Source organism: Alkalicoccus daliensis, assembly GCF_900103955.1.
Taxonomy (GTDB): domain Bacteria; phylum Bacillota; class Bacilli; order Bacillales; family Salisediminibacteriaceae; genus Alkalicoccus; species Alkalicoccus daliensis.
Map to the genome: position 1 here is coordinate 134,246 of NZ_FNIL01000004.1, position 19,746 is coordinate 153,991.

General features: G+C 42.9%; 16 protein-coding genes. 6 read left to right on the forward strand and 10 right to left on the reverse strand.

Annotation, left to right across the window (positions count from 1 at the left end; all coding sequences use genetic code 11):
• From BLP92_RS08665 to uxaC, 8 genes are all read right to left on the reverse strand, one after another.
• Entirely contained in the window at window positions 1-1,455 is a 1,455-nt protein-coding gene (locus tag BLP92_RS08665; protein ID WP_090842554.1) for an NADP-dependent isocitrate dehydrogenase, read from the reverse strand.
• A gap of 635 nt (window positions 1,456-2,090) precedes the next feature.
• Entirely contained in the window at window positions 2,091-3,464 is a 1,374-nt protein-coding gene (locus tag BLP92_RS08675; RefSeq protein ID WP_244516741.1) for an aspartate aminotransferase family protein, read from the reverse strand.
• A gap of 525 nt (window positions 3,465-3,989) precedes the next feature.
• A complete protein-coding gene (locus BLP92_RS08680) occupies window positions 3,990-4,190 on the reverse strand; it encodes a helix-turn-helix transcriptional regulator (RefSeq protein ID WP_090842557.1) in 201 nt (66 codons plus the stop codon).
• Window positions 4,180-4,689: a DUF6773 family protein gene (locus tag BLP92_RS08685; protein ID WP_090842558.1), complete on the reverse strand. Its 510-nt coding sequence runs from the start codon at window positions 4,687-4,689 to the stop codon at window positions 4,180-4,182. Before BLP92_RS08685 ends, BLP92_RS08680 begins: the two co-directional genes overlap by 11 nt.
• A 122-nt stretch (window positions 4,690-4,811) precedes the next feature.
• On the reverse strand, window positions 4,812-5,174 hold the full coding sequence (locus BLP92_RS08690; RefSeq protein WP_175444229.1) for a SpoIIAA family protein: 363 nt from the start codon (window positions 5,172-5,174) through the stop codon (window positions 4,812-4,814).
• Window positions 5,175-5,297: 123 nt separating this feature from the next.
• Complete coding sequence (locus BLP92_RS08695; RefSeq protein ID WP_090842560.1) at window positions 5,298-6,707, reverse strand: tagaturonate reductase; 1,410 nt, start codon at window positions 6,705-6,707, stop codon at window positions 5,298-5,300.
• A 14-nt stretch (window positions 6,708-6,721) separates the two neighbouring features.
• Window positions 6,722-8,224: a UxaA family hydrolase gene (locus tag BLP92_RS08700; protein ID WP_244516743.1), complete on the reverse strand. Its 1,503-nt coding sequence runs from the start codon at window positions 8,222-8,224 to the stop codon at window positions 6,722-6,724.
• Entirely contained in the window at window positions 8,224-9,645 is a 1,422-nt protein-coding gene (uxaC, locus tag BLP92_RS08705; protein ID WP_090842561.1) for a glucuronate isomerase, read from the reverse strand. The genes BLP92_RS08700 and uxaC overlap by 1 nt, the downstream gene beginning before the upstream one ends.
• Window positions 9,646-10,084: 439 nt before the next feature.
• On the opposite strand from uxaC, the gene BLP92_RS08710 reads away from it, so the two are divergent.
• The 6 genes from BLP92_RS08710 (at window position 10,085) to BLP92_RS08735 (ending at window position 17,768) form a co-directional block, all read left to right on the forward strand.
• Window positions 10,085-11,476: an ABC transporter substrate-binding protein gene (locus BLP92_RS08710; protein WP_090842562.1), complete on the forward strand. Its 1,392-nt coding sequence runs from the start codon at window positions 10,085-10,087 to the stop codon at window positions 11,474-11,476.
• 126 nt (window positions 11,477-11,602) lie between these two features.
• Window positions 11,603-12,508, forward strand: coding sequence for a carbohydrate ABC transporter permease (locus tag BLP92_RS08715; RefSeq protein WP_090842725.1), 906 nt, complete (start codon window positions 11,603-11,605; stop codon window positions 12,506-12,508).
• Between the two features lie 3 nt (window positions 12,509-12,511).
• Window positions 12,512-13,357: a carbohydrate ABC transporter permease gene (locus BLP92_RS08720; RefSeq protein ID WP_090842563.1), complete on the forward strand. Its 846-nt coding sequence runs from the start codon at window positions 12,512-12,514 to the stop codon at window positions 13,355-13,357.
• A 206-nt stretch (window positions 13,358-13,563) separates the two neighbouring features.
• Window positions 13,564-14,214 (forward strand): YesL family protein, encoded by a 651-nt coding sequence (locus BLP92_RS08725; protein WP_090842564.1) that lies wholly within the window; start codon window positions 13,564-13,566, stop codon window positions 14,212-14,214.
• A gap of 88 nt (window positions 14,215-14,302) precedes the next feature.
• Window positions 14,303-16,042 carry a sensor histidine kinase gene (locus BLP92_RS08730; RefSeq protein ID WP_175444230.1) on the forward strand — a complete coding sequence of 580 codons (1,740 nt, stop codon included), beginning with the start codon at window positions 14,303-14,305 and terminating at the stop codon, window positions 16,040-16,042.
• Between the two features lie 52 nt (window positions 16,043-16,094).
• Window positions 16,095-17,768, forward strand: coding sequence for a response regulator transcription factor (locus BLP92_RS08735; RefSeq protein WP_175444231.1), 1,674 nt, complete (start codon window positions 16,095-16,097; stop codon window positions 17,766-17,768).
• An 83-nt stretch (window positions 17,769-17,851) separates the two neighbouring features.
• Here BLP92_RS08735 and kduD read toward each other — a convergent pair whose 3' ends face one another.
• Together kduD and BLP92_RS08745 are read right to left on the reverse strand one after the other, a co-directional pair.
• Window positions 17,852-18,607 (reverse strand): 2-dehydro-3-deoxy-D-gluconate 5-dehydrogenase KduD, encoded by a 756-nt coding sequence (gene kduD / locus BLP92_RS08740; RefSeq protein WP_090842567.1) that lies wholly within the window; start codon window positions 18,605-18,607, stop codon window positions 17,852-17,854.
• An 84-nt stretch (window positions 18,608-18,691) separates the two neighbouring features.
• On the reverse strand, window positions 18,692-19,717 hold the full coding sequence (locus tag BLP92_RS08745) for a glycoside hydrolase family 88/105 protein (RefSeq protein ID WP_090842568.1): 1,026 nt from the start codon (window positions 19,715-19,717) through the stop codon (window positions 18,692-18,694).
• Between the last annotated feature and the right edge of the window lie 29 nt (window positions 19,718-19,746).

A 19,746-nucleotide genomic window follows, 5' to 3' on the forward strand; every position in this document is an offset into this window, starting at 1 on the left:
TTATTTTCTCGCTTCTGAATATCCTTTTTCGCCGTTGAAGCTGTAGAGGTTTTCCAGTTTAATCCAATCAATGTCTTCCTCGGTGATACGTTTCAGCAGCTTTGTAATCTGTTTGTTTGAAACCTTTCCGTTCTCTGCTGGCAGGAAACGGCAGCGCCAGTGGTCCGTAGTAAATATTTCTGTATATCCTTTTGGATACGCATTGGCACCCCGGTTGGTAATGACTGCAAGCTCAAAGTCTTCTCCTGCTGCTTTCTCCATTTTCTTCCCGAGTGCGTCTGTATCCAGTTCATTATTGAATACAAATACATCTACCCCGTCGAGTTCGCGCTTAATCGAAGTATCTGCTCTGTCATAAGCAGCTACAGGAATGGTTTCTTGTTTTTCTTCTTTGTCCGCTGCTTTTTCATAATTCATTGGTGTCATCGTCTCCGGTTTCTGGCCGAGTCTTTCAATAACAGCATCTGTAAATTCATCACTTCCTACAGCAGGTCCGCCCTTGGCGATATCTCCTGTATAAATGCCGTCTTCGAGCGTTTTAAACCAGGCGTTGTGAATTTTTGAGGCAGTTTCCGGCTGTCCGATATGGATAAGCATCTGAATCGCCCCGTGCAGCAGGCCTGACGGATTGGCAATTCCTTTTCCTGCAATGTCCGGCGCACTTCCGTGGATTGCTTCAAACATCGCCCCTTCATCGCCGATATTCGCAGAGCCGCCGAGTCCGACACTGCCGGAAATCTGTGATGCAATGTCTGAGGCAATATCGCCGTAAAGGTTCGGCATTACGATGACATCGAAAGTTTCCGGAGAATCTGCAATTCTGGCAAGACCAATATCCACGATCCAGTGATCTGTTTCCATTTCCGGATATTCCTCTGCCACTTCATTAAATACTTTATGGAACAGTCCATCCGAGAGCTTCATAATATTATCCTTAGTAATACAAGTTACTTTTTTACGTCCGTTCTTTTTTGCATATTCAAAAGCGTGGCGGACGATTCTTTCAGAACCCGGCCGGGTGATCAGCTTAAGGCTCTGTACTACTTCCGGTGTCTGCTGGTGCTCAATTCCGGTATATAAATCTTCTTCATTCTCGCGTACAACTACAAGATCCATGTCCGGATGATTTGTTTTTACGAACGGAGAATAGGAAATTGTCGGGCGTATGTTTGCATACAGTCCAAGAGAGGTGCGGATCGTAACGTTTAAACTTTTATATCCTCCCCCCTGCGGTGTGGTAATCGGAGCTTTTAAAAACACTTTTGTACGAAGCAGTGATTCCCAGGCTTTGTCAGGAATACCTGTGGACCATCCTTCCAGGTAGGCGTCTTTTCCGATATCAATAAATTCAGGGTCGATCTGCGCATCTGCTTTGTCCATTATTTTTAGTACAGATTTCATAATTTCCGGTCCGATTCCGTCTCCGTAGGCTACAGTAATTGGTGTTTTGCTCATACAACGACCTCCTTAAATTTTACATGCTCTATTTTCCGCATTCCCTCTGTATTTATTTACTAATCATTCCGCTTCATTATTCTTTTAAAAAATTACTATTATTAAAAGCTGCCTTGAAAATAAAAGTTCCGCTAAAAAGAAGTAATACTGCTGCTTCACTTTCGGAGCGGCTTACTCAAGGGCTTGTTCTCGACTAATTTCTCTTACAGGGCACGTCTTCCATTGATCCACAGCAGTATTAATTTTCATACTTCATGGGGCAAAAATTTTGCATGAGTGTCTCTGTTAATGTTCATTGATGATAGGAGAAAACTTCACTGCAACTGACCTGCTGTGGAGGAGATCTCCGGATAGACTCACGTCCTGCGGGATCTTCCGACATCCTTCCACCGCAGGCGATGTGTACTTTCACTGCCGGAAGCATTTACGCAGCCGACCAAATGCTCCCTTTTGAAAAAGGCGCCCGCCGTTTTTCGCTTCGCCTTACATTTGATGAACAGGAGGAATACAGCTTTTATAAATTACTCTTTCTTTATTTAAAAAATATAGAAGGCAATGCGTTCTATACGCCTGCGGAAAAAAGCGTGATGAATAGTTTCACCACGCTTCTTGTCACGCTATACAGTTGTTAAAAATTATTTCATCACCCGCTGCAGCGCCTGTTCGTGTGCCCGCAGCGTGTTTTCAATATCTGCTTCACTGTGGGCAGTAGACACAGAATAGCGGTTCAGCGGCTTCGAATAAATCCCTAAATCAAGCAGTTCATAATCAATCTTTTTCCTCAGTGCTGTGTTGGAACAATTCATTTCCCGGAGATTGGTAATATTTTTATCTGTAATTACAATATTAAAGATGCTTCCTTCTCCCATTGCCTGCATGGGAACACCGTAGGAATAGTACAGCTTTTCCAGTTCTTGCTTTAAATATGCTGTCTTCTGAAAAACCTGCATCATATTATCATGGGTTTCCAGCAGTTTAATTGTGGCAAGTCCCGCGGCTAGTGTAGTGGGATGGCCGTTATACGTGCCGCTGTGAAAGAAAGCCTCCCGCTTGTTTCCATTATCATCTCCTGCAGTAAGGATATCTTTACTGGCACCAGGAGAACAATGTTCCATAATCTCTCTTTTACCGCCAAGAGCGCCTACTGGGAACCCGCCGCCGAGTACTTTTCCCAATGTGGTCAGGTCCGGGGTTACTCCGTATATTTCCTGCGCCCCGCCCAGCGCCACCCGAAAGCCGGTTTTCACTTCATCAAATATCAATAAGATATCCAGTTCTTCAGTCAATCTCCTCAGCTTTTCCATAAACTGCTGCTCTGCCGGAATAAATCCGCCCTGGATCGGTTCCATAATAACTGCAGAGAGCTCCGCTGCGTGCTTACGGAGTATTTTTTCAGCTGCCGGATAGTTGTTAAACGGGAGAATGATCGTATTTTCCACGCAGTAATCGGAAACACCGGTGGATTCAGGTACGGTCAGCGGTTCTTCACTTTCCCCCGCCAATGCCTCTGCCGGATTGACACTCAGCAGCACCTGATCGTATCCTCCGTGGTAGTGCCCCTCAAATTTCGCAAGTTTCTTTTTTCCTGTATATGCTGCAGCCAAGCGGGTGGCAAGCATCGTTGCTTCCATTCCTGAGTTGCAGAAACGTACCTGCTCAATTCCCCGGTAAAGGGAAACGAGCTTTTTCGCCATGAGTGTCTCCAGCCTGTGCGGCGTCCCGAAGATAGTGGTGCCTTTTGAATACATCTGCTCTGTAACAGCCGCAAAGACTTCCGGATGTCCGTGCCCTGTCATCAGCGCACCATAACACATTAAGTAATCAATGTACTCATTACCGTCTGCATCATACAACCTGCTTCCATGCCCTTCCTCCATGACGATCGGATGCGGTGTGAAGTATTTAATATTCGCTGTTACACCTCCCGGAATTACCTTTGCTGCTTCCTGATGCAGTTCATATGAAGTTTTTAACTTTTCCGCCAAGGTCGGTTCCTGCGTTTTTGCCATTTTCATTAGCCTCCGTTTTATAAATGGAATATAAATTTCATTCTACATTATTAAATGAAATATTTACACCATATTTTAAAAACAGGAGAGAATGAGGCAAACGTCACAGATATACATTTCAGAAAATGCAGTATCCGAATAATAGGCATAAAAAAAGAAACCTTTGATTGAAAAGGCTTCTTCATAGTGATGTATTTTTGGTTCAAGAAAGTTCAGTGTTCTCTGTTATTTTTTAATGCAGCGATGCAAAAGCTTTAACAAAAGCTATTCCCTGGAAAGCCAGAATACTGAGACTTGTAATTCCCATTGTTCCCATTAAAACATAGCGCACTACATGCATAGTGATCATTCTTTTCATCTCCCTTTTTTACTAATATACTCCTATTATTAGATTTTGCAATCGATAGGATTGTGTAAGATTCTGGGCAATCGATTACATTAAAGAAAAGTAGAATATTTATATAGAAGGAGAGAGTGTTAGCCTGCGTAAAAAAGAATGCTCAATGAACCGTCCGCTTTTCCTGCTCATTCTTCCTCCGGCCAGAAAAGTTCATCCAGGGATTTATCAAGCGCCCGGCAGATAGCAATGCAAAGATTAATTGTTGGATTATATTTTCCTACTTCAATCAGGCTGATTGTCTGTCTTGTTACCTGTACTTCATCAGCGAGCTTCTGCTGGGAAAGCTTTTTTTCCTGTCTCGCTGCTTTTACGCGATTAATCTTCACTTTCACCCTCCAGCCGAAGTTTCTCCGCCTTTCGTTCCGCAAGCCAGGGGACAATACCGCTTAACAAAGCCAAAGGAACCATATAAATAACTGCACTTACACCGAAAACAAGAAAGAAATAGTATATACTCTGGGCAGTCGTATCTGCATAATTCACTGCGCTGTTAATTCCGAACAATAAAGCCAGACCCAATCCAATAACTCCACCTATTACCATATTAAACGTAGAATATTTCATTTTGTGCCTTGCATTATATTCTTCTGCTTTGTCCACAAACAGCTGCAGCTTTTTATATCTGACGATACTGTATAAACTTAAAAGAAGCAGCAGGGAAATTTCCAGCACTGCAGAGGCTTCCCCCGGTCCGATGCCATAGCGGATATATTTGTATATTATCGACAAAGTAAGCACGGTATATACCAAATACATCATTTCTTTATACACTTTGTTCTCCAGCATTTCCAAGCGTTCGTCTTTCGAGCCTTTTCTGCCGAACATATAACTCACCTCTTCTTTTATTTGACTTAAGCTTAACGGAACTTTAAAACTTTTGCAATATATATATTGCAAAAGTTATTTTCTCCACTAAAAAACGCCTCTCAGTGGAGAGGCGCTGCTTCTTAGTCTGCTTTTCTCAGCCATACCCGTGCTTTTTCAAGATCTTCCGTACCAAAGGTGCGAAAGTTGGCTTTCGTAACTGCATCACTTGCTTTCACCGCTGCTGCAGCAATATGAGAGTCGGTAACTAACGCATATTTGTCGACGTGCTTCATATTATCTTTCGCAAATGAAAAATATTCTTTCATGGAAGATACATCCACTTTCGGCATATTCACTGCGTACTCTAATATTTTAATAGAACCATGCTGCTCAATCATCTGCTCTACTTCTCTTGTTGCTTCTTGACTCTCTTCCTCTGTCAGCTTTCCGTCCACTTCGTATTCAAGAATGTTTCCTTCACTTGCCGGCAGTTTTTTTAGCATGTGACATTCCTCCTTACAGAAGGTTTTTCCCTTTCTATCAGCAGCAAAACGTGTGCGTCCGGAAATTTTTAATATTTCTATTTTAAGCAGCCCGAAGCCATTGAATGCAGAATTTATCATTCCTTAAAACTTTGCTTTAGCCATTTTCTCAATAAGCTCCAGGTAGGAAGGCAGCAAATCTTTCAGTTCCTCCAGTTCTTCACCCCAGATTTCTTTGCTTAACAGCATTGCTGTTCTTTTATTTTTATCGTCTTCCTGCCATGCATCAGATAAGCGGCCAAGTACTTCTTTACTTTCAAAAAGCTTATATTCCATTCCTTTGTACTCTCCGAAAAACTCATCATTCTCCACCTTTACCGGCCTGTAGTAGCGCAGCACTGACGCCATCGAGAAAGTGATTCGTTTCGGAGGCGTTCCATGGACTTCCAAATAGGATTTAACTACCGGGAGCAGCCGAACCCTGAATTTCGTGATGGAATAACGGGCGATATCTGCTAATTGATGCGGATTAAAAGGATTTTGAAACCTATCCAGTACTTGGTCCCGGAAATCTGCCGTTTTCTTTTTATCCAGTGTCAGGACTGAGCGTATTTCTTCCATTCCATTTTCCACAAACGTACCAAATAGCGGGTTCTTCATCACTTCCTGTACTGTTTTCAATCCATGAACGAGACCTGAGGCACACATCATCGTATGCGGCCCGTTCAGCAGCCTTACTTTCATTTCCCGGTAGGATTCTGTTTTATCCCAGGTGACGCTCAATCCTGCTTTCTGAAAAGGAAGCTTCTCCTTTACTTCTGCCGGACCGTCGATCACAAAGGAATAATACGGTTCTGTCACTACCAGCCAGTGATCCTTAAAATTTGTCTTTTCTTCTATTTTTGCTGCTTTCTCCTCTGAATACCCCGTTACGATCCGGTCTACCAGCGTATTGCAAAAATGAATATTTTCATTGATCCAGGCTGTAAATTCTTTCGGAAGTTCCCAGTCTGCCGCATGCTGCAAAATAATTCCCTTCAGCATTTCTCCGTTCTGTTCCACCAGCTCACACGGGAGAATGATCAGTCCGGGAGCCTCGGACTTTCCTTTAACTGAAAATCGCCGGGAAAGAAACTCGGTCAGTTTCGCCGGGAAGGAAAGCGGGATATCATTTTCAGCCGGCGGCTCACATTCCTTGTAGACGATCCCTGCTTCTGTAGTGTTTGATACGATACATTCCAGCTCATCTGATTCTGCCAGCTGCAGAATTTCCTGCCATTCGTTATAAGCGAAGGTGCGGGATATAGTTGTAATTAACAGCTCCTGGTCTACCTTTTTCTGTTCGGAGAGCCCTCTTTCAGCTACATAAAACTGATAGTTCTGCTCCTGAAGAAAATCGGGGACACTCCCGTTTGGGGAGGGCTGATAAATGACAATGCTTCCTCCATATACTCCTGCACGCTTCATTTTTTCTATCTGCCAGTCAAAAAAGCCGCGCAGAAAATTCCCTTTGCCAAACTGAAGGATTTTTTCCGGTGTTTTATGGTTTTCCATGCCTGCCCTCTTTTCTAGAGAATGACTCCATTTTTAAAAATGGAAATTTCTCTGAAACCGTATTTTTCGTTATTTGCCTGTGTTCTGCCTGCTGCAAGATCAATGATGTAATTAAGCAGTTCATCTGCGCAGTCCGATAGTGCCTGCCCTTCTGTAATAGCTCCTGCATTAAAGTCGATCCATCTTTTCTTTTTTTCAGCCAGAGCGGAGTTCGTTGAAATTTTCACCGTAGGAACCGGACCTCCAAAAGGAGTACCTCTTCCTGTGGTAAATAACACAATATGCGCTCCGGCACAGGCGAGCGCAGTAACAGAAATTAAATCATTGCCCGGGCCTTCCAATAACGACAATCCCGGTTTTTTCATCCGGTCTCCGTAGGCAAGCACATCCACTACAGGTGAAAATCCTCCCTTCTGTACATTACCGAGAGATTTCTCTTCCAGTGTGGTAATTCCTCCGGCTTTGTTTCCGGGAGAAGGATTTTCGTATACATTCTGCTCATGCTTTATAAAGTATTCTTTAAACCCATTTACCATGGAAACAATTTTTTCAAAAACTTCCCTGTTCTCTGCCCGTTCCATCAATAGATGCTCCGCCCCGAAAAGCTCCGGAGTTTCCGTCAGCACGGTCGATCCACCTGCTGCAATTAATTTATCAGAGAACTTTCCGAGCAGCGGGTTGCCGGTAATGCCTGAGAACCCATCGGAGCCGCCGCATTTCAGGCCAACTCGCAGTTTTGACAGAGGCACGCTTTCCCGCTCAAATGTTTCCACGTGACGGACGAGCTCTTCCATTTCCTCCAGGCCTGCTTCGATTTCATCATCGACCTGCTGCACTTCAATGAACTTCACCTGTTTTTCTCCAAAGTCGCCCAGCACTTCTTTAAACACTTCAATAAAGTTATTTTCACAGCCTAACCCGAGCACGAGAATTCCCGCGGCATTGGGGTGGTGAATAAGATCACTGAGAATTTTCTGCGTATTGTGAAGATCATCTCCGAGCTGGGAGCAGCCAAATAAATGCGGGAAGTGATAAATTCCATCCACTTTTTCACTCTGATACATATCATTTGCTTCTTTCGCAATGATTTCTGCAGTTTTGTTAATACAGCCGACCGTATTGATGATCCATATTTCATTTCGAATTCCTACGTCCCCGTTGCTGCGGACATAGCCTTCGAACGTCCGCTGGGTGGTTTCCTCCGGAGGTGGATGCTGTACTGGTTTATACTCGTAATCCATCGTCCCGGAAAGATTTGTGATTGTATTGTGCGTATGCACCCATTCTCCAGCTTTAATATCCTGTGTCGCTCGTCCAATGGGATATCCATACTTGATTACATTTTCTCCTTCCACAATCGGATAAAGTGCTGCCTTATGTCCCGGAGGCACCTCCTCCAGCATAGTTAATTCGTTATTTCCTTCTGTCCACTTCGAATTCACCGGCAGCTTTTGCAGGGCGACCACTACATTATCTTTCTCATTTATCTTCAGAAGGTGTTTCATATTGCTGCGCATCATACACCTGCTTTCTGTGTCAGCCCAAAATATTTCTTCGCATTGTAATAGCAGATATCCTCCACCATTTTCCCGGCCAGCTCATAATCTTCCGGTATTTCACCGCATTCCATCCATTCCCCGAGCATATTGCAGAGAATTCTCCGGAAATATTCATGCCTCGTATAAGACAAAAAACTCCGTGAATCCGTCAGCATCCCGACGAAGGTGCTGAGCAGTCCATGATTCGCTAAATCCCTTAGCTGCTTTAACATACCTGTCTTCTGGTCGTTAAACCACCAGCCGGAGCCGAGCTGCAGTTTTCCTTTCACTCCTTCCGCCTGAAAGTTGCCGATCGCTGTCGCAATTACTTCATTATGCACAGGATTTAAATTATAAATAATCGTTTTCGGAAGCACATCATGTTTATTTAATGCATTTAAAAATCCGTTCAATGCTTCTGCGATGGGTGCGTCATCCATCGAATCAAATCCAGTATCGGGCCCAAGCTGGGCGAATCCTTTTTCATTATTATTGCGCAGAGCACCGAGATGAAGCTGCATCACCCAGCCGCGGCGGTGATATTCTTCTCCGAGAAACAATAAAAAATGTGTTCGGAATTTTTCCGTTTCCGCTGAGGAGAGCGTTTCTTTATTTCTTCTTTTGCTGAAAATTTCCGCTGCTTCTTCTTCCGATGCTTCTATAAAAGGCAGTGCCTGAATCCCGTGATCAGAGCTGGCACATCCTCTTTCCTGAAAGCGATCCATATGAAAGCGGATATTTTCTTTTAAATCTTTATAGGAACGAATTTCTCCGCCCTCTGAAGCAGAAAGCCGGTCAATATAGTCATTAAAACCAACCAGCTGAATTTCAATCGCTTTGTCCGGACGGAACGTCGGCAGCACCCGGGTCTCCAGTGATGTATTTTCAGCAATCTCCTCATGATATTGAAGAGTATCCAGCGGGTCATCCGTAGTGCAGACTACTTCTACTCTGGACTTTTTTAAAATGTCCTGTGTCGTCAATGCTTCTTCCTGCAGCTGCCTGTTCGTCTCTTTCCAAATCTCTTCAGCTGTACTTCGATGCAGCAGCTGATCAACATTAAAATACCTCGTTAGTTCCAGATGAGTCCAGTGGTATAAGGGATTTCCCAGCGTGTGCGGAACGCTTTCTGCCCACACCCTGAACTTTTCATGATCATTTTCCTTTCCGGTGATTTTCTCTTCAGGAAATCCCAGCGCCCGCATTGCCCTCCATTTATAGTGGTCTCCGTGCAGCCAAATTTCAGCAATATTACTGAATCTGTGATTTTCACTGATTTCTTTCGGACTTAAATGGCAGTGGAAATCAATAATGGGCATATCTTTCGCATACTCGTGATAGAGCTTCTTTCCCTGTTCATTCTGGAGCATAAAATCATCATGGATAAATGGTTTTTTCATTGGTTTCCTCCTTGAATTTTTTCAAACAGACGGCCTGCTTAAAACAACCTTTCATTTAATTCGAATAGACAGAAGTTAAAGATGATGAATTCCATAGAAAATCACTCTCCTATAGAACTGGCCAGCCCATAAAGTAACAATTCATCTGCAGCGGAGAAAATAAATCCCCTCACATTATTTTTGTTTCAAATAAAATAATCTTCATATTATTTTTGAAATAATTATTATATATCTACTTTAAAACTTATCACACTATAAAATGATAATTAAACAACTTTATTGTTATTTAATAAAAAAATAGCTGTTTAATTGTTTATTGTAAGAAAATTTGTTGTTTTTTGATATTTATTTAACTTTTGTTTACTACAAACGCTTACATTTTCCATCTACAATAAGAATGTAAGCACTTACAAAAATTTTTGAAGGGGGAACTTACTTTATGAAACGTTACAAATTTAAAGGCTTGTTTATTTCATCCTCTCTTGCCGTGGCACTATTAGCTGGTTGTGGAGGAGGAGACAATGACGATACAAATGCAAACGCAGATACAGGCAATAACGCAGATAATAATGCCGGCGCAGAAAATACTGGAAATAATGATGCCGGTGAAGAAAATGAAGCAGAAGCCTCTGACAGTGATGCTGAAACTACCATCCGCGTAGCTTGGTGGGGTGGTCAGGAACGACATGACATGACGATCGAAGCAATTGAACTGTTTGAAGAAGAGCATCCTGACATCAGCGTAGAACCTGAATACACAAGCTGGGACGGCTACTGGGAGCGATTAAGCACACAGGCAGCAGGCAGCAACCTTCCGGATGTTATTAATATGGATAACTCCCGCCTGATGGAATATAACAGCCGCGATTTAATTGTGGATCTGCAGCCTATGATAGACGAAGGCCTTATTAATATGGACGACGTTGAAGATGTTTACCAGGAAATTAACGTAGATGAAGATGGAAAAGTAATGGCAATTTCACTTGGTGCAAATGCTCTGGGAATTATTGAAAACGAAGATCTTCTCGAAGAACATGGCATCGAACTGGAGCCGGGCTATACTTATGAAGAAATGATGGATGCCATGCATCAGATTCAAGATGCGACGGATGAAGAATTCTTCGGCTTTGATTTTGCGAATGCAGAATTTGAAATGTTTTTCGTTTATGCAAGACAGCACGGCCAGTCTGTATTTAATGAAGCAGGCGATGGACTTGGGTACGAAGATGAAGTTCTTGTAGACTTTTTCGACATGGTCCAGTCAATGGTCAATGAAGATATTGCCGCCTCCCACGATATTATGATGGATTATATTGATGGTGGAGATTCTATGCTTGGAGAAGGCTCTGCAGCTCTGGGTATGGCAGCCAGTAACCAGATTATCGGCGCACAGCAGACTACTGATATGCAGCTCGGCCTGAACGTTATGCCTTCTGTAGATGGCGGACAGGACGGCAACTGGATTCGTCCAAGTATGTCCTTCTCTATCTCCGAAAATTCTGAAGAGCAGGAAGCTGCAGCTACATTTATTGATTTCTTCACTAATAACCTGGAAGCTAACGAAATTCTTCAGGCAGACCGCGGCGTACCTGTATCTTCCACAGTCCGTGAGCATCTGGCAGATCAGGTAGACGGAGCAATTGCGGAAACATTTGAATATCTTGAGCTCGTCGAAAACTACACAAGTCCTGCTGATCCGCTTTCTCCTCCTGGTGAAGCAGAAGTTCGAGGTTCCTTCCAGCGTGTCGTAGAAGCTTTGAAATATGACCAGGTGACACCGGAAGAAGCAGCAGAGCAGTTCAGGCAGGAATCTGAATCTATGCTCCAATAAATACTGAATCAGCTTAACAGGCCATTGAGAAATGGCCTGTTATTCCCTAGGAGGAATTTTACGATGGCAAAATCACATGAAGAAACGGCAGATCCAAGCATTTATGTTCCTTCCCAGGATGAAGACATGTTAAAAAAACAAAAGAAGAAAGAATGGAAGGAAACGCTCGTAGGTTATGCCATTATCTCCCCATGGCTCCTTGGATTCTTTCTTTTAATCTTAGGTCCGATTCTGGCCTCGCTGTACTTGTCTTTTACCGATTACGACCTGCTGTCTACTCCCAACTGGGTGGGATTTGATAACTACATTAATATACTTACCAGCGATCCTAGATTTGTGCAGTCTTTAACTGTCACACTTATATTTGTATTTATTTCTACCCCGCTTAAGCTGATCTTTGCTCTTGGACTGGCAATGCTGTTTAACACTGGAAGAAAAGCTACCGGCTTTTTCACAACGATTTACTACATCCCTTCTATTATTGGAGGAAGTGTAGCGATCGCGGTAGTCTGGCGTCAGCTGTTCGGACGAAACGGCGCGATTAATGATATCTTGAACTCCCTTGGCCTGTCCGGTTTAAACTGGATCGGAAATCCTGATACTGCTTTATCCGTGCTGATTATTTTAATTGTTTGGCAGTTCGGTTCTCCGATGATTATTTTCCTGGCAGGATTAAGGCAAATTCCTGGAGAGTTATATGAAGCAGCCAGTGTAGATGGTGCCAATAAGGTACAGACTTTCATTAAAATTACGCTGCCAATGCTTACTCCGGTTATTTTCTTTAACTTAATTATGCAAACAATCGGTGGATTCATGATATTCACCCAGGCCTACTTAATTACCCAGGGTGGCCCAATGGATTCAACGTTATTTTATGCGCTTTATTTATATGAAATGGCCTTCGAATATTTACGAATGGGTTATGCCTCTGCGCTTGCCTGGATATTGCTGGTGATTATTGCGCTTATTACAATAATCATCTTTAAAACCTCCAGCAAGTGGGTTTTCTACGAATCAGAAGGGGGGCGTTAACAGATGAAAAAACAAAACAGCAAGATATCTGATGTTATCTATTATACGTTCGTCGCAGCCTTTGGATTTGTGATGATCTATCCAATTCTGTGGATGATCATGAGTTCTTTAAAACCTGAAGTGGAGATCTTTGGAAACGCAGCCTCTCTGGTTCCCGGCGAATTCCGCTGGGATAACTTTTCCAGAGGCTGGGAAGGATTCGGCGGTATAGGATTTGATGTCTACTTCCGGAACTCTATTATTGTAACCACGCTGGTAGTACTTGGTACAGTAGCATCCGCTAGTATCGTAGCTTACGGATTTGCGAGGATTAACTTCAAGTTCAAAGCATTACTTTTCGGCTGCTTAATGGCGACGGTCATGCTGCCTGTGCAGATCACTTTGATTCCACAGTACATCCTTTTTCATAACTTTGGCTGGGTGAATACATTTTATCCGCTCATCGTTCCTGCGTTTCTGGGCGGGCAGCCATTCTTTATCTTTCTGCTGATTCAATTTATCCGTGGAATTCCGCGGGAGCTGGATGAAGCTGCAACAATCGACGGCTGTAATAAGTTCGGAATTTTTTACAAAATAATTCTTCCGCTCCTGAAGCCGGCGCTCGTTACAGTAGTTATTTTCTCTTTCATGTGGACATGGGATGATTTCCTCGCTCCATTAATCTACTTGAATAATGCTGGCCTTCATACAGTTACATTAGGCTTGAGAAACTTTATGGATGCAGATGCCGGAACGAACTGGGGGGCTTTACTGGCAATGTCCTCCCTCTCACTGCTCCCGCAGTTTATCCTGTTTGCATTTTTCCAGAAATACCTGGTGGAAGGTATTGCTACTACCGGAATTAAATAAGTTTATATCTTCGGTGATCGAAGACCCGTTTTTAAAAATATTAAAACGGGTCTTTGCCCTATCTCCCTTCCTTTTTATGCTTCTGGGCACAATGGTAATTTGTTGTTTTCCAATGAGTATTTAACATTTTTCTTATGTAAATCAACGGTAAATAACGATAAAATAATATGTAAGCACTTACAAAATTTTTGACGGGAGTTTTCCTTATGCGTAAATTTTCCACCGGCTTTTATGAGTTTTTTGAAAAGTTGATGAACCTGGCAATCTGGAACACTATCTGGGTTTTATTTACTGTTCTCGGTCTTGGTATTTTCGGCTGGGCTCCTGCTACTGCAGCTTTGTTTGCTGTATTGCGAAAAGAAAAAATGGAGGCTGCGGATTTCCCCAAGCTGAAAACCTTTTTCTCTATTTATAAAAGCGAATTCGTACGTGCAAATATTGTAGGATTCTTTATCCTGTTCGGCGGGCTTTCTCTTATGTTCAGTTTCTATACCCTTCTTGCAGCTGACTTGTGGATCCGTATTTCCGGCGGAGCTTTTCTATTCATTATTTTTGTATTATACCTAATCGTTGCTATGTATATTTTTCCGGTTCTCACTCATTATAAAACATCTTTAAAAGAACACATCCGGTATTCCCTGATGATCGGGCTTGCCTATCTCCCCCATTCGTTTTTAATTGGCATCACTTTAATCATGATCGGCTACCTTTATCAGGCATTTCCAGGGATTATTTTATTTTACTTCATGAGCTTCCCTGCTTCTGTAGTGTTAATTATCACTTTGAAAGTGTTTGAAACCATTGAAGAGAAAAACAAAGATTCCCTTACTATAAGTGAGGCTGCCCCTTCTTACTAATAAATATGCACCGTATTTACAGTTTCTTTGTTAATATGAAGAAAGCTGCATAATGTTATTGCTATGCTGGAAGAGATGGGGGTTCCACATGAATATGTTTAAAAAATACCATATAAACAGCGTGTTTTTCAGCAGTTTCTTTCTTTTTATTGTATTAATATTAATAGCTATTATTCTTCTGAGCTACAGATTTTCTACAAATGAACTGGTCAATACCACTACAGAATATCAAAAGCAGAACTTATATCAGCTGAGTGAGGAGCTTGGAGACAATCTGCAGAGCTTCGAGGAATATTCTGTGATTCTTTCCCGCCAGCAGCTGTTCCGGGATGTCATCAGCGGGAGACAGACAAGTGCTGCAAATATGAGACAGACTTCCAGTCTTACCAACGATTTTTCCAACATTATTTACAGTATACCTGCGCTTCACTCCGTAGAAATTTATATGAATTCTCCTCCGGTGGATAATATTCAATATCCGGTCAGGTACTTTCCTTTAGAAGACGTTTATGATTCTTCCTGGTATTCCCAGCTGGAAAATATCGCCTATTCCTGGCTCGGAAACAGAGATGTTGAAACAATGGCCGGTGAACATTCTGTCATCAGTCTCGGCAGGAAAATAAATTCTTCCAACGGACGGCTGCAGTCGATTGTTATCGTTAACCTGGATCCAATTACTGCTGAAAGCTGGCTGCGCAACTTCAGTGACGATTCTCATCTTATTATGCTGGACGAGAACGGGGCAATTGTTGCTTCTACTGGCAATAATGAAATTGGAGATGAAAGCTTTGAGGAATTAATCGAGTTTTCCGATTCTCAGAATAGTTTTCAATATCCGCTGCAGGATGATACCTCCATGGAAGACAGCCTTGTAGTAACTACGGCCATTCCGCAGACGAACTGGACAATCATGGAAATTACTCCATATAGAGATATTCTTGCGGGAAGCAGACAGGTTGCTACCCTTTTGGCGCTTCTCGGGATATTTGGGACGTTAATCGTGCTAATCGGCACCATGTTTTTAACAAAAAAGTTTACAGAACCCATCCATGAACTTACAAGAGTAATGAAATCCTATCAGTTGAACAAAGCTTCCATTGAATTACCGAAGGGATATAACAATGAATTCGGAGAATTATTTACGGGCTTTGAAGAGTTAACGAACAGAGTGGAAGAACTGTATGCCTCCCTGGGCGTTCAGTACCAAAGGCAGCGGGAAACGGAACTTAAAGCACTGCAGGCAAACATAAATCCTCACTTTTTGTATAACACGCTTGATCAGATGAACTGGACGGCAATTGAGAGCGGAAACATTGAGATCAGCCGGATGATCGAACTGCTGGGCAAAATGCTCCGGATCGGTTTATCAAAAGGAGAAAGCGTGCTGACGTTGGAAGATGAGTTAAAGTACTTAGAATACTATTTAAGGCTGCAGCAGATACAAATGGAGAACAGACTCACTTTCCATATTGACCTCCCTGCAGGCCTGCAGTATTATTACGTACCCAAATTAACGTTTCAGCCATTCGTTGAAAATTCTATTATTCATGGTTTCCGGGAAAGCCGCAGTGGAAACATTCATATAAATGTGGGTGAGCAGGGGGATCAATTGTGCATCAGTATTGCTGATGACGGCATGGGATTCGCCTCTGAAAACCAATTGAAGCATAAAGATGACCTGGGCGGCTACGGTATTAAAAATGTCAAAGAACGACTGCATGTCTATTTTGGAGATGAAGCATTTATCCATATTAAAAGCAGTCCGGATGGTACAGAAGTGCAGATTCTCATTCCCAAAGTAAATGATAAAGATCTTCTTACAGCATGATATTATACTTAAACTTTTTTACGTGCAATTACTCTTTCCTAGGAGGATTATTATGTGGAAAGTAGTCATAATAGACGATGATGATAAAGTACTGCGGGGCATGAAAAAGATAATTCCGTGGAAGCAGCTCTCCTGCGAATGGGCAGGCGAAGCCAGAAATGGACAGGAAGGCCTGGAACTGATTAAACAGGTGAAGCCCGATTTAATTATTACTGATATTTATATGCCTGTGATGAATGGTCTGGAAATGATAGAAAATTTAAGGCAGGAAGATATTCACAGCAGAGTTATTATCCTGAGCGGCTACAATGATTTCGAATATGCGAGAAGAGCGATGAAACTGAACATTGATGACTATTTGTCAAAACCCTCTTCCCCTGACACAATCAACGAGGTATTGGAAGAAAGTATAGCAAAGCTTGAAAAAGAAGTAAGTGAACGCATCGAAGTTTTTGATCTCCGGGAAAAAGTAAAGATGTATGAACCTTTAGTGGAAAAAGAGTGGATAAAATCTATTGTTACAGGCACGAACACCCATGCTGCAAGTCTGCCTCCTGCCGCCAACAGAATAACAGAAAAGTGGGACCAGCAGCACCATGTTGTCATCACGTTAACTTACGATCATTCTCTGGAAGAATCTTCTTTTTTTCGTTCGGATTGGTATTTGTTCCGCTTTTCTGCGGAGAATGTGATTAAGGACTCTGTTCTGCCTTATTTTGAAGACATGCATTATATTGAGCTGCACAGTCATCAGACAGCCCTTTGCATTCACTTCTATCCTGGCTCACATCAAAACTACGAACAGGAACTAGCTGAATTGCAGCAAACGTTAGTCAAGAACTTCGAGACCTACTTTGGGATACATGCAGTGACCAGCGCAGGAAAAATAAAATCAGACTGGAGAGAGATGTCTGCCTCCATGAAAGAAGCTTTTGCAGAGATCTCCACCGGCAGCCTGCTTCATCCGGTAAATAAAACAGCCCCTGAGCAAAATCCCGAAATCGCGCTGGTGGAGGAAAGTCAGCGCGATCTATGGTCTAATTCCATGGAAGCGAAGCAGAAAATGTCGGAAGCAATCAGATATGCAGACATTAAGAACGCAGAAGCTGTGATCGACAGCATTTATGAACAGCATAAAGAGACTCCTTTTGATCCACGGGAGAATCTGCGGCTTGGGATTGAAGTCTGGACCATAATCACCTACTCTTTATATGATATCGGCATCAAAATTGATGAAATGTTCTCCGAAAAGTTCGATTTTCACCGGGAGCTGGCAAAGGCCGGCAATTGGATGGAATTCCGTTCCTATCTGCATAGAGTTGTTCATCACATCTGCGAGAATCAGCAGTGGGATGAAAATTTAAAACATCGGCAGCTTGTCGAGCAGATGCTTGCTTATATCCAGAAAAATATCAGCGAAAACATTACTCTGCAGGATATTGCAGATGAACTTTTGATTTCCCGCAACTACCTGGGCCAGATTTTCAAAAAGATCGTAGGGGAGTCTTTCAAGAATTATCTCACGCGTGTAAGAATGGAAAAAGCGAAAAAGATGATTCAGGAAGGCAGCTACCTGATATATGAAATTTCTGAACAGGTAGGTTTTACGAATCCAGCTTATTTCACTTCCACCTTTAAAAAGTATACGGGCTATACCCCAACAGAGCTGATTAACCGCAGAACGGCAGCTGACCCTGCAAAGGAAAAAAGCCGGCAGGGTGAATAGTTATTTTTTTGTTTTCACCTATTTATGAAGAACCTAAAAAAATCGCCTCTCCCAAAAGGAAGAAGGCGATTTTTTCTGTGGTATCAGGAGCTCATCCAGCCGCCGTCTACACATAGTACGTGCCCATTTACATAGTTTGAGCTCTCTGAAGCAAGGAATACTACCGGACCTTTCAGATCTTCCGGCTTGCCCCAGATTTTTTTAGGGATTCTGGAAGTGATATAGTCATTTCTATCTTTATCTTCACGGATCGCAGCTGTGTTGTCAGTAGCGAAATATCCTGGCGCTATCGCATTAACATTTACCCCGCGGCTTCCCCATTCATTTGCAAAGGATTTTGTCAGGCCGGCTACCGCATGCTTGGTGGCAGAGTAGGCAGGCACCTTTAATCCGCCCTGAAACGAGAGCATGGAAGCTATGTTAATAATTCTGCCCGAGCCGTTTTCCAGCATATGCTTTCCAAAATCCCGGGTTAATTTAAAGACGGAATTCATATTTACATCCACTACATCGTGCCAGTCACTGTCGCTGAAATTTTCCGCCTGCTCCCGTCTGATAATACCGGCGTTATTTACGAGAATATCTACTTTTCCCGTTTTACTGATGGCTTCCTGTACGACATCCGCCAGCTTATCCTGCTGCGCTAAGTCAGCATTTATCTCAAAAAATTTCCTGCCAAGCTTTTCTACCGCCGCTTTCGTTTCCGCTTGATCTGAATAACCGATACCGATAATGTCGGCTCCGGCTTCCGCGAGACCCAGCGCCATTCCTTGTCCTAACCCGCGTGTCGCTCCTGTTACTACTGCCGTTTTTCCTTCCAACGCAAATAGTGAATTCAATCAAATCACTCCTGTTTGTTTATTTATGTTTGTATTTTTCCTGAAACAAAAATCGGATAGAAATGTTCCCTGTGGCCATATTTTTTAAATATTCCTCTGCTTTAATAAAGAGGCAAGGAATACGAGTGCGAGCCCCTGGCCCCAGCCCTGCACTCTTTTCGCTGGTACATGTTCATAGCCCTCTTTATTATTCATTACTGCCGTACCGGCCGAAACGTTCATGACAGAGCCGTCCTCTTTAATATTACGTAAAATCCCGTCTATCGACTTTTGAATATATTTGTTATACAGCTTTCCTCTGACGAGCAGGGAAGCAGCAATTCCGCAGGAACCCGATAACTCATCATACGTAGCGGGATCTGTCACTACTGTAGACCAGAGTCCGGAGTCCTTCTGCAGGCGGACCAATGCACTCTGCTGATCCCGGAGTGAACCGTCAATAATCATATATGATGGATGCTGCACTTCCACGAGTTCAAGCGCTCTTGCCATCGTAATCGCCGCCCAGCTGTTGCCTCTGGCCCAGAAGATGCTGGACATATTGTTGCCCGCGATATTATCCCAGCCATGGTAGTACAGATCGGTATCGTCATCCTGCAAAAACTTTTCATGGCCGTGGTACTGTTTTAATCCGAATTCGAAGAAATCCTCTCTGTCGAGCAGCTTGCCGATCCGTAACAGGAAGTAGCCTGCCATAAACATCGTATCGACCCAGGCCTGCTCCGGAAATGTATACTTATCACCGTTTACTGTATGCTGCAGCACATCATCATCAAATTTTTCCGCATCATTTATTAAATATTCCGCCATTTCTGTAGCGATTTCCAAGTATTTTTCTTCGCCTGTATAATCATAGAGGGAAAGTAAAATATGGCCAATGGACGAAGCGTTCACTGTAAGCGGCGGCAGTCCATCTTCCAGCTCTTCATCAATCCAGGCTTTCAGACGGTCCATATATTCACTTTTTCCCGTGGCATCATATGCTTCCGTAATACCGTAAAAAGCTACGCCGCCCGGCCAGTCCCAGGGAAAGTCCATGTTAAATGTTCTTTCTACCACGTTATCTATTACTTCTTTAATCTGCTGTTCATCAAATTCCAGCTTTGCCATACCTAATCATCCTTTCAAGACACTTATTT

Coding starts and splice junctions, on each gene's coding strand:
- BLP92_RS08735 (WP_175444231.1), top strand. CDS start 16,095: ATGTGGAAAGTAGTCATAATAGACGATGATGATAAAGTACTGCGGGGC.
- BLP92_RS08715 (WP_090842725.1), top strand. CDS start 11,603: ATGTTAAAAAAACAAAAGAAGAAAGAATGGAAGGAAACGCTCGTAGGT.
- BLP92_RS08700 (WP_244516743.1), bottom strand. CDS start 8,224: ATGCGCAGCAATATGAAACACCTTCTGAAGATAAATGAGAAAGATAAT.
- BLP92_RS08745 (WP_090842568.1), bottom strand. CDS start 19,717: ATGGCAAAGCTGGAATTTGATGAACAGCAGATTAAAGAAGTAATAGAT.
- BLP92_RS08725 (WP_090842564.1), top strand. CDS start 13,564: ATGCGTAAATTTTCCACCGGCTTTTATGAGTTTTTTGAAAAGTTGATG.
- BLP92_RS08710 (WP_090842562.1), top strand. CDS start 10,085: ATGAAACGTTACAAATTTAAAGGCTTGTTTATTTCATCCTCTCTTGCC.
- BLP92_RS08690 (WP_175444229.1), bottom strand. CDS start 5,174: ATGCTAAAAAAACTGCCGGCAAGTGAAGGAAACATTCTTGAATACGAA.
- BLP92_RS08695 (WP_090842560.1), bottom strand. CDS start 6,707: ATGGAAAACCATAAAACACCGGAAAAAATCCTTCAGTTTGGCAAAGGG.
- BLP92_RS08720 (WP_090842563.1), top strand. CDS start 12,512: ATGAAAAAACAAAACAGCAAGATATCTGATGTTATCTATTATACGTTC.
- BLP92_RS08685 (WP_090842558.1), bottom strand. CDS start 4,689: ATGTTCGGCAGAAAAGGCTCGAAAGACGAACGCTTGGAAATGCTGGAG.
- BLP92_RS08675 (WP_244516741.1), bottom strand. CDS start 3,464: ATGGCAAAAACGCAGGAACCGACCTTGGCGGAAAAGTTAAAAACTTCA.
- BLP92_RS08730 (WP_175444230.1), top strand. CDS start 14,303: ATGAATATGTTTAAAAAATACCATATAAACAGCGTGTTTTTCAGCAGT.
- BLP92_RS08665 (WP_090842554.1), bottom strand. CDS start 1,455: ATGAGCAAAACACCAATTACTGTAGCCTACGGAGACGGAATCGGACCG.
- uxaC (WP_090842561.1), bottom strand. CDS start 9,645: ATGAAAAAACCATTTATCCATGATGATTTTATGCTCCAGAATGAACAG.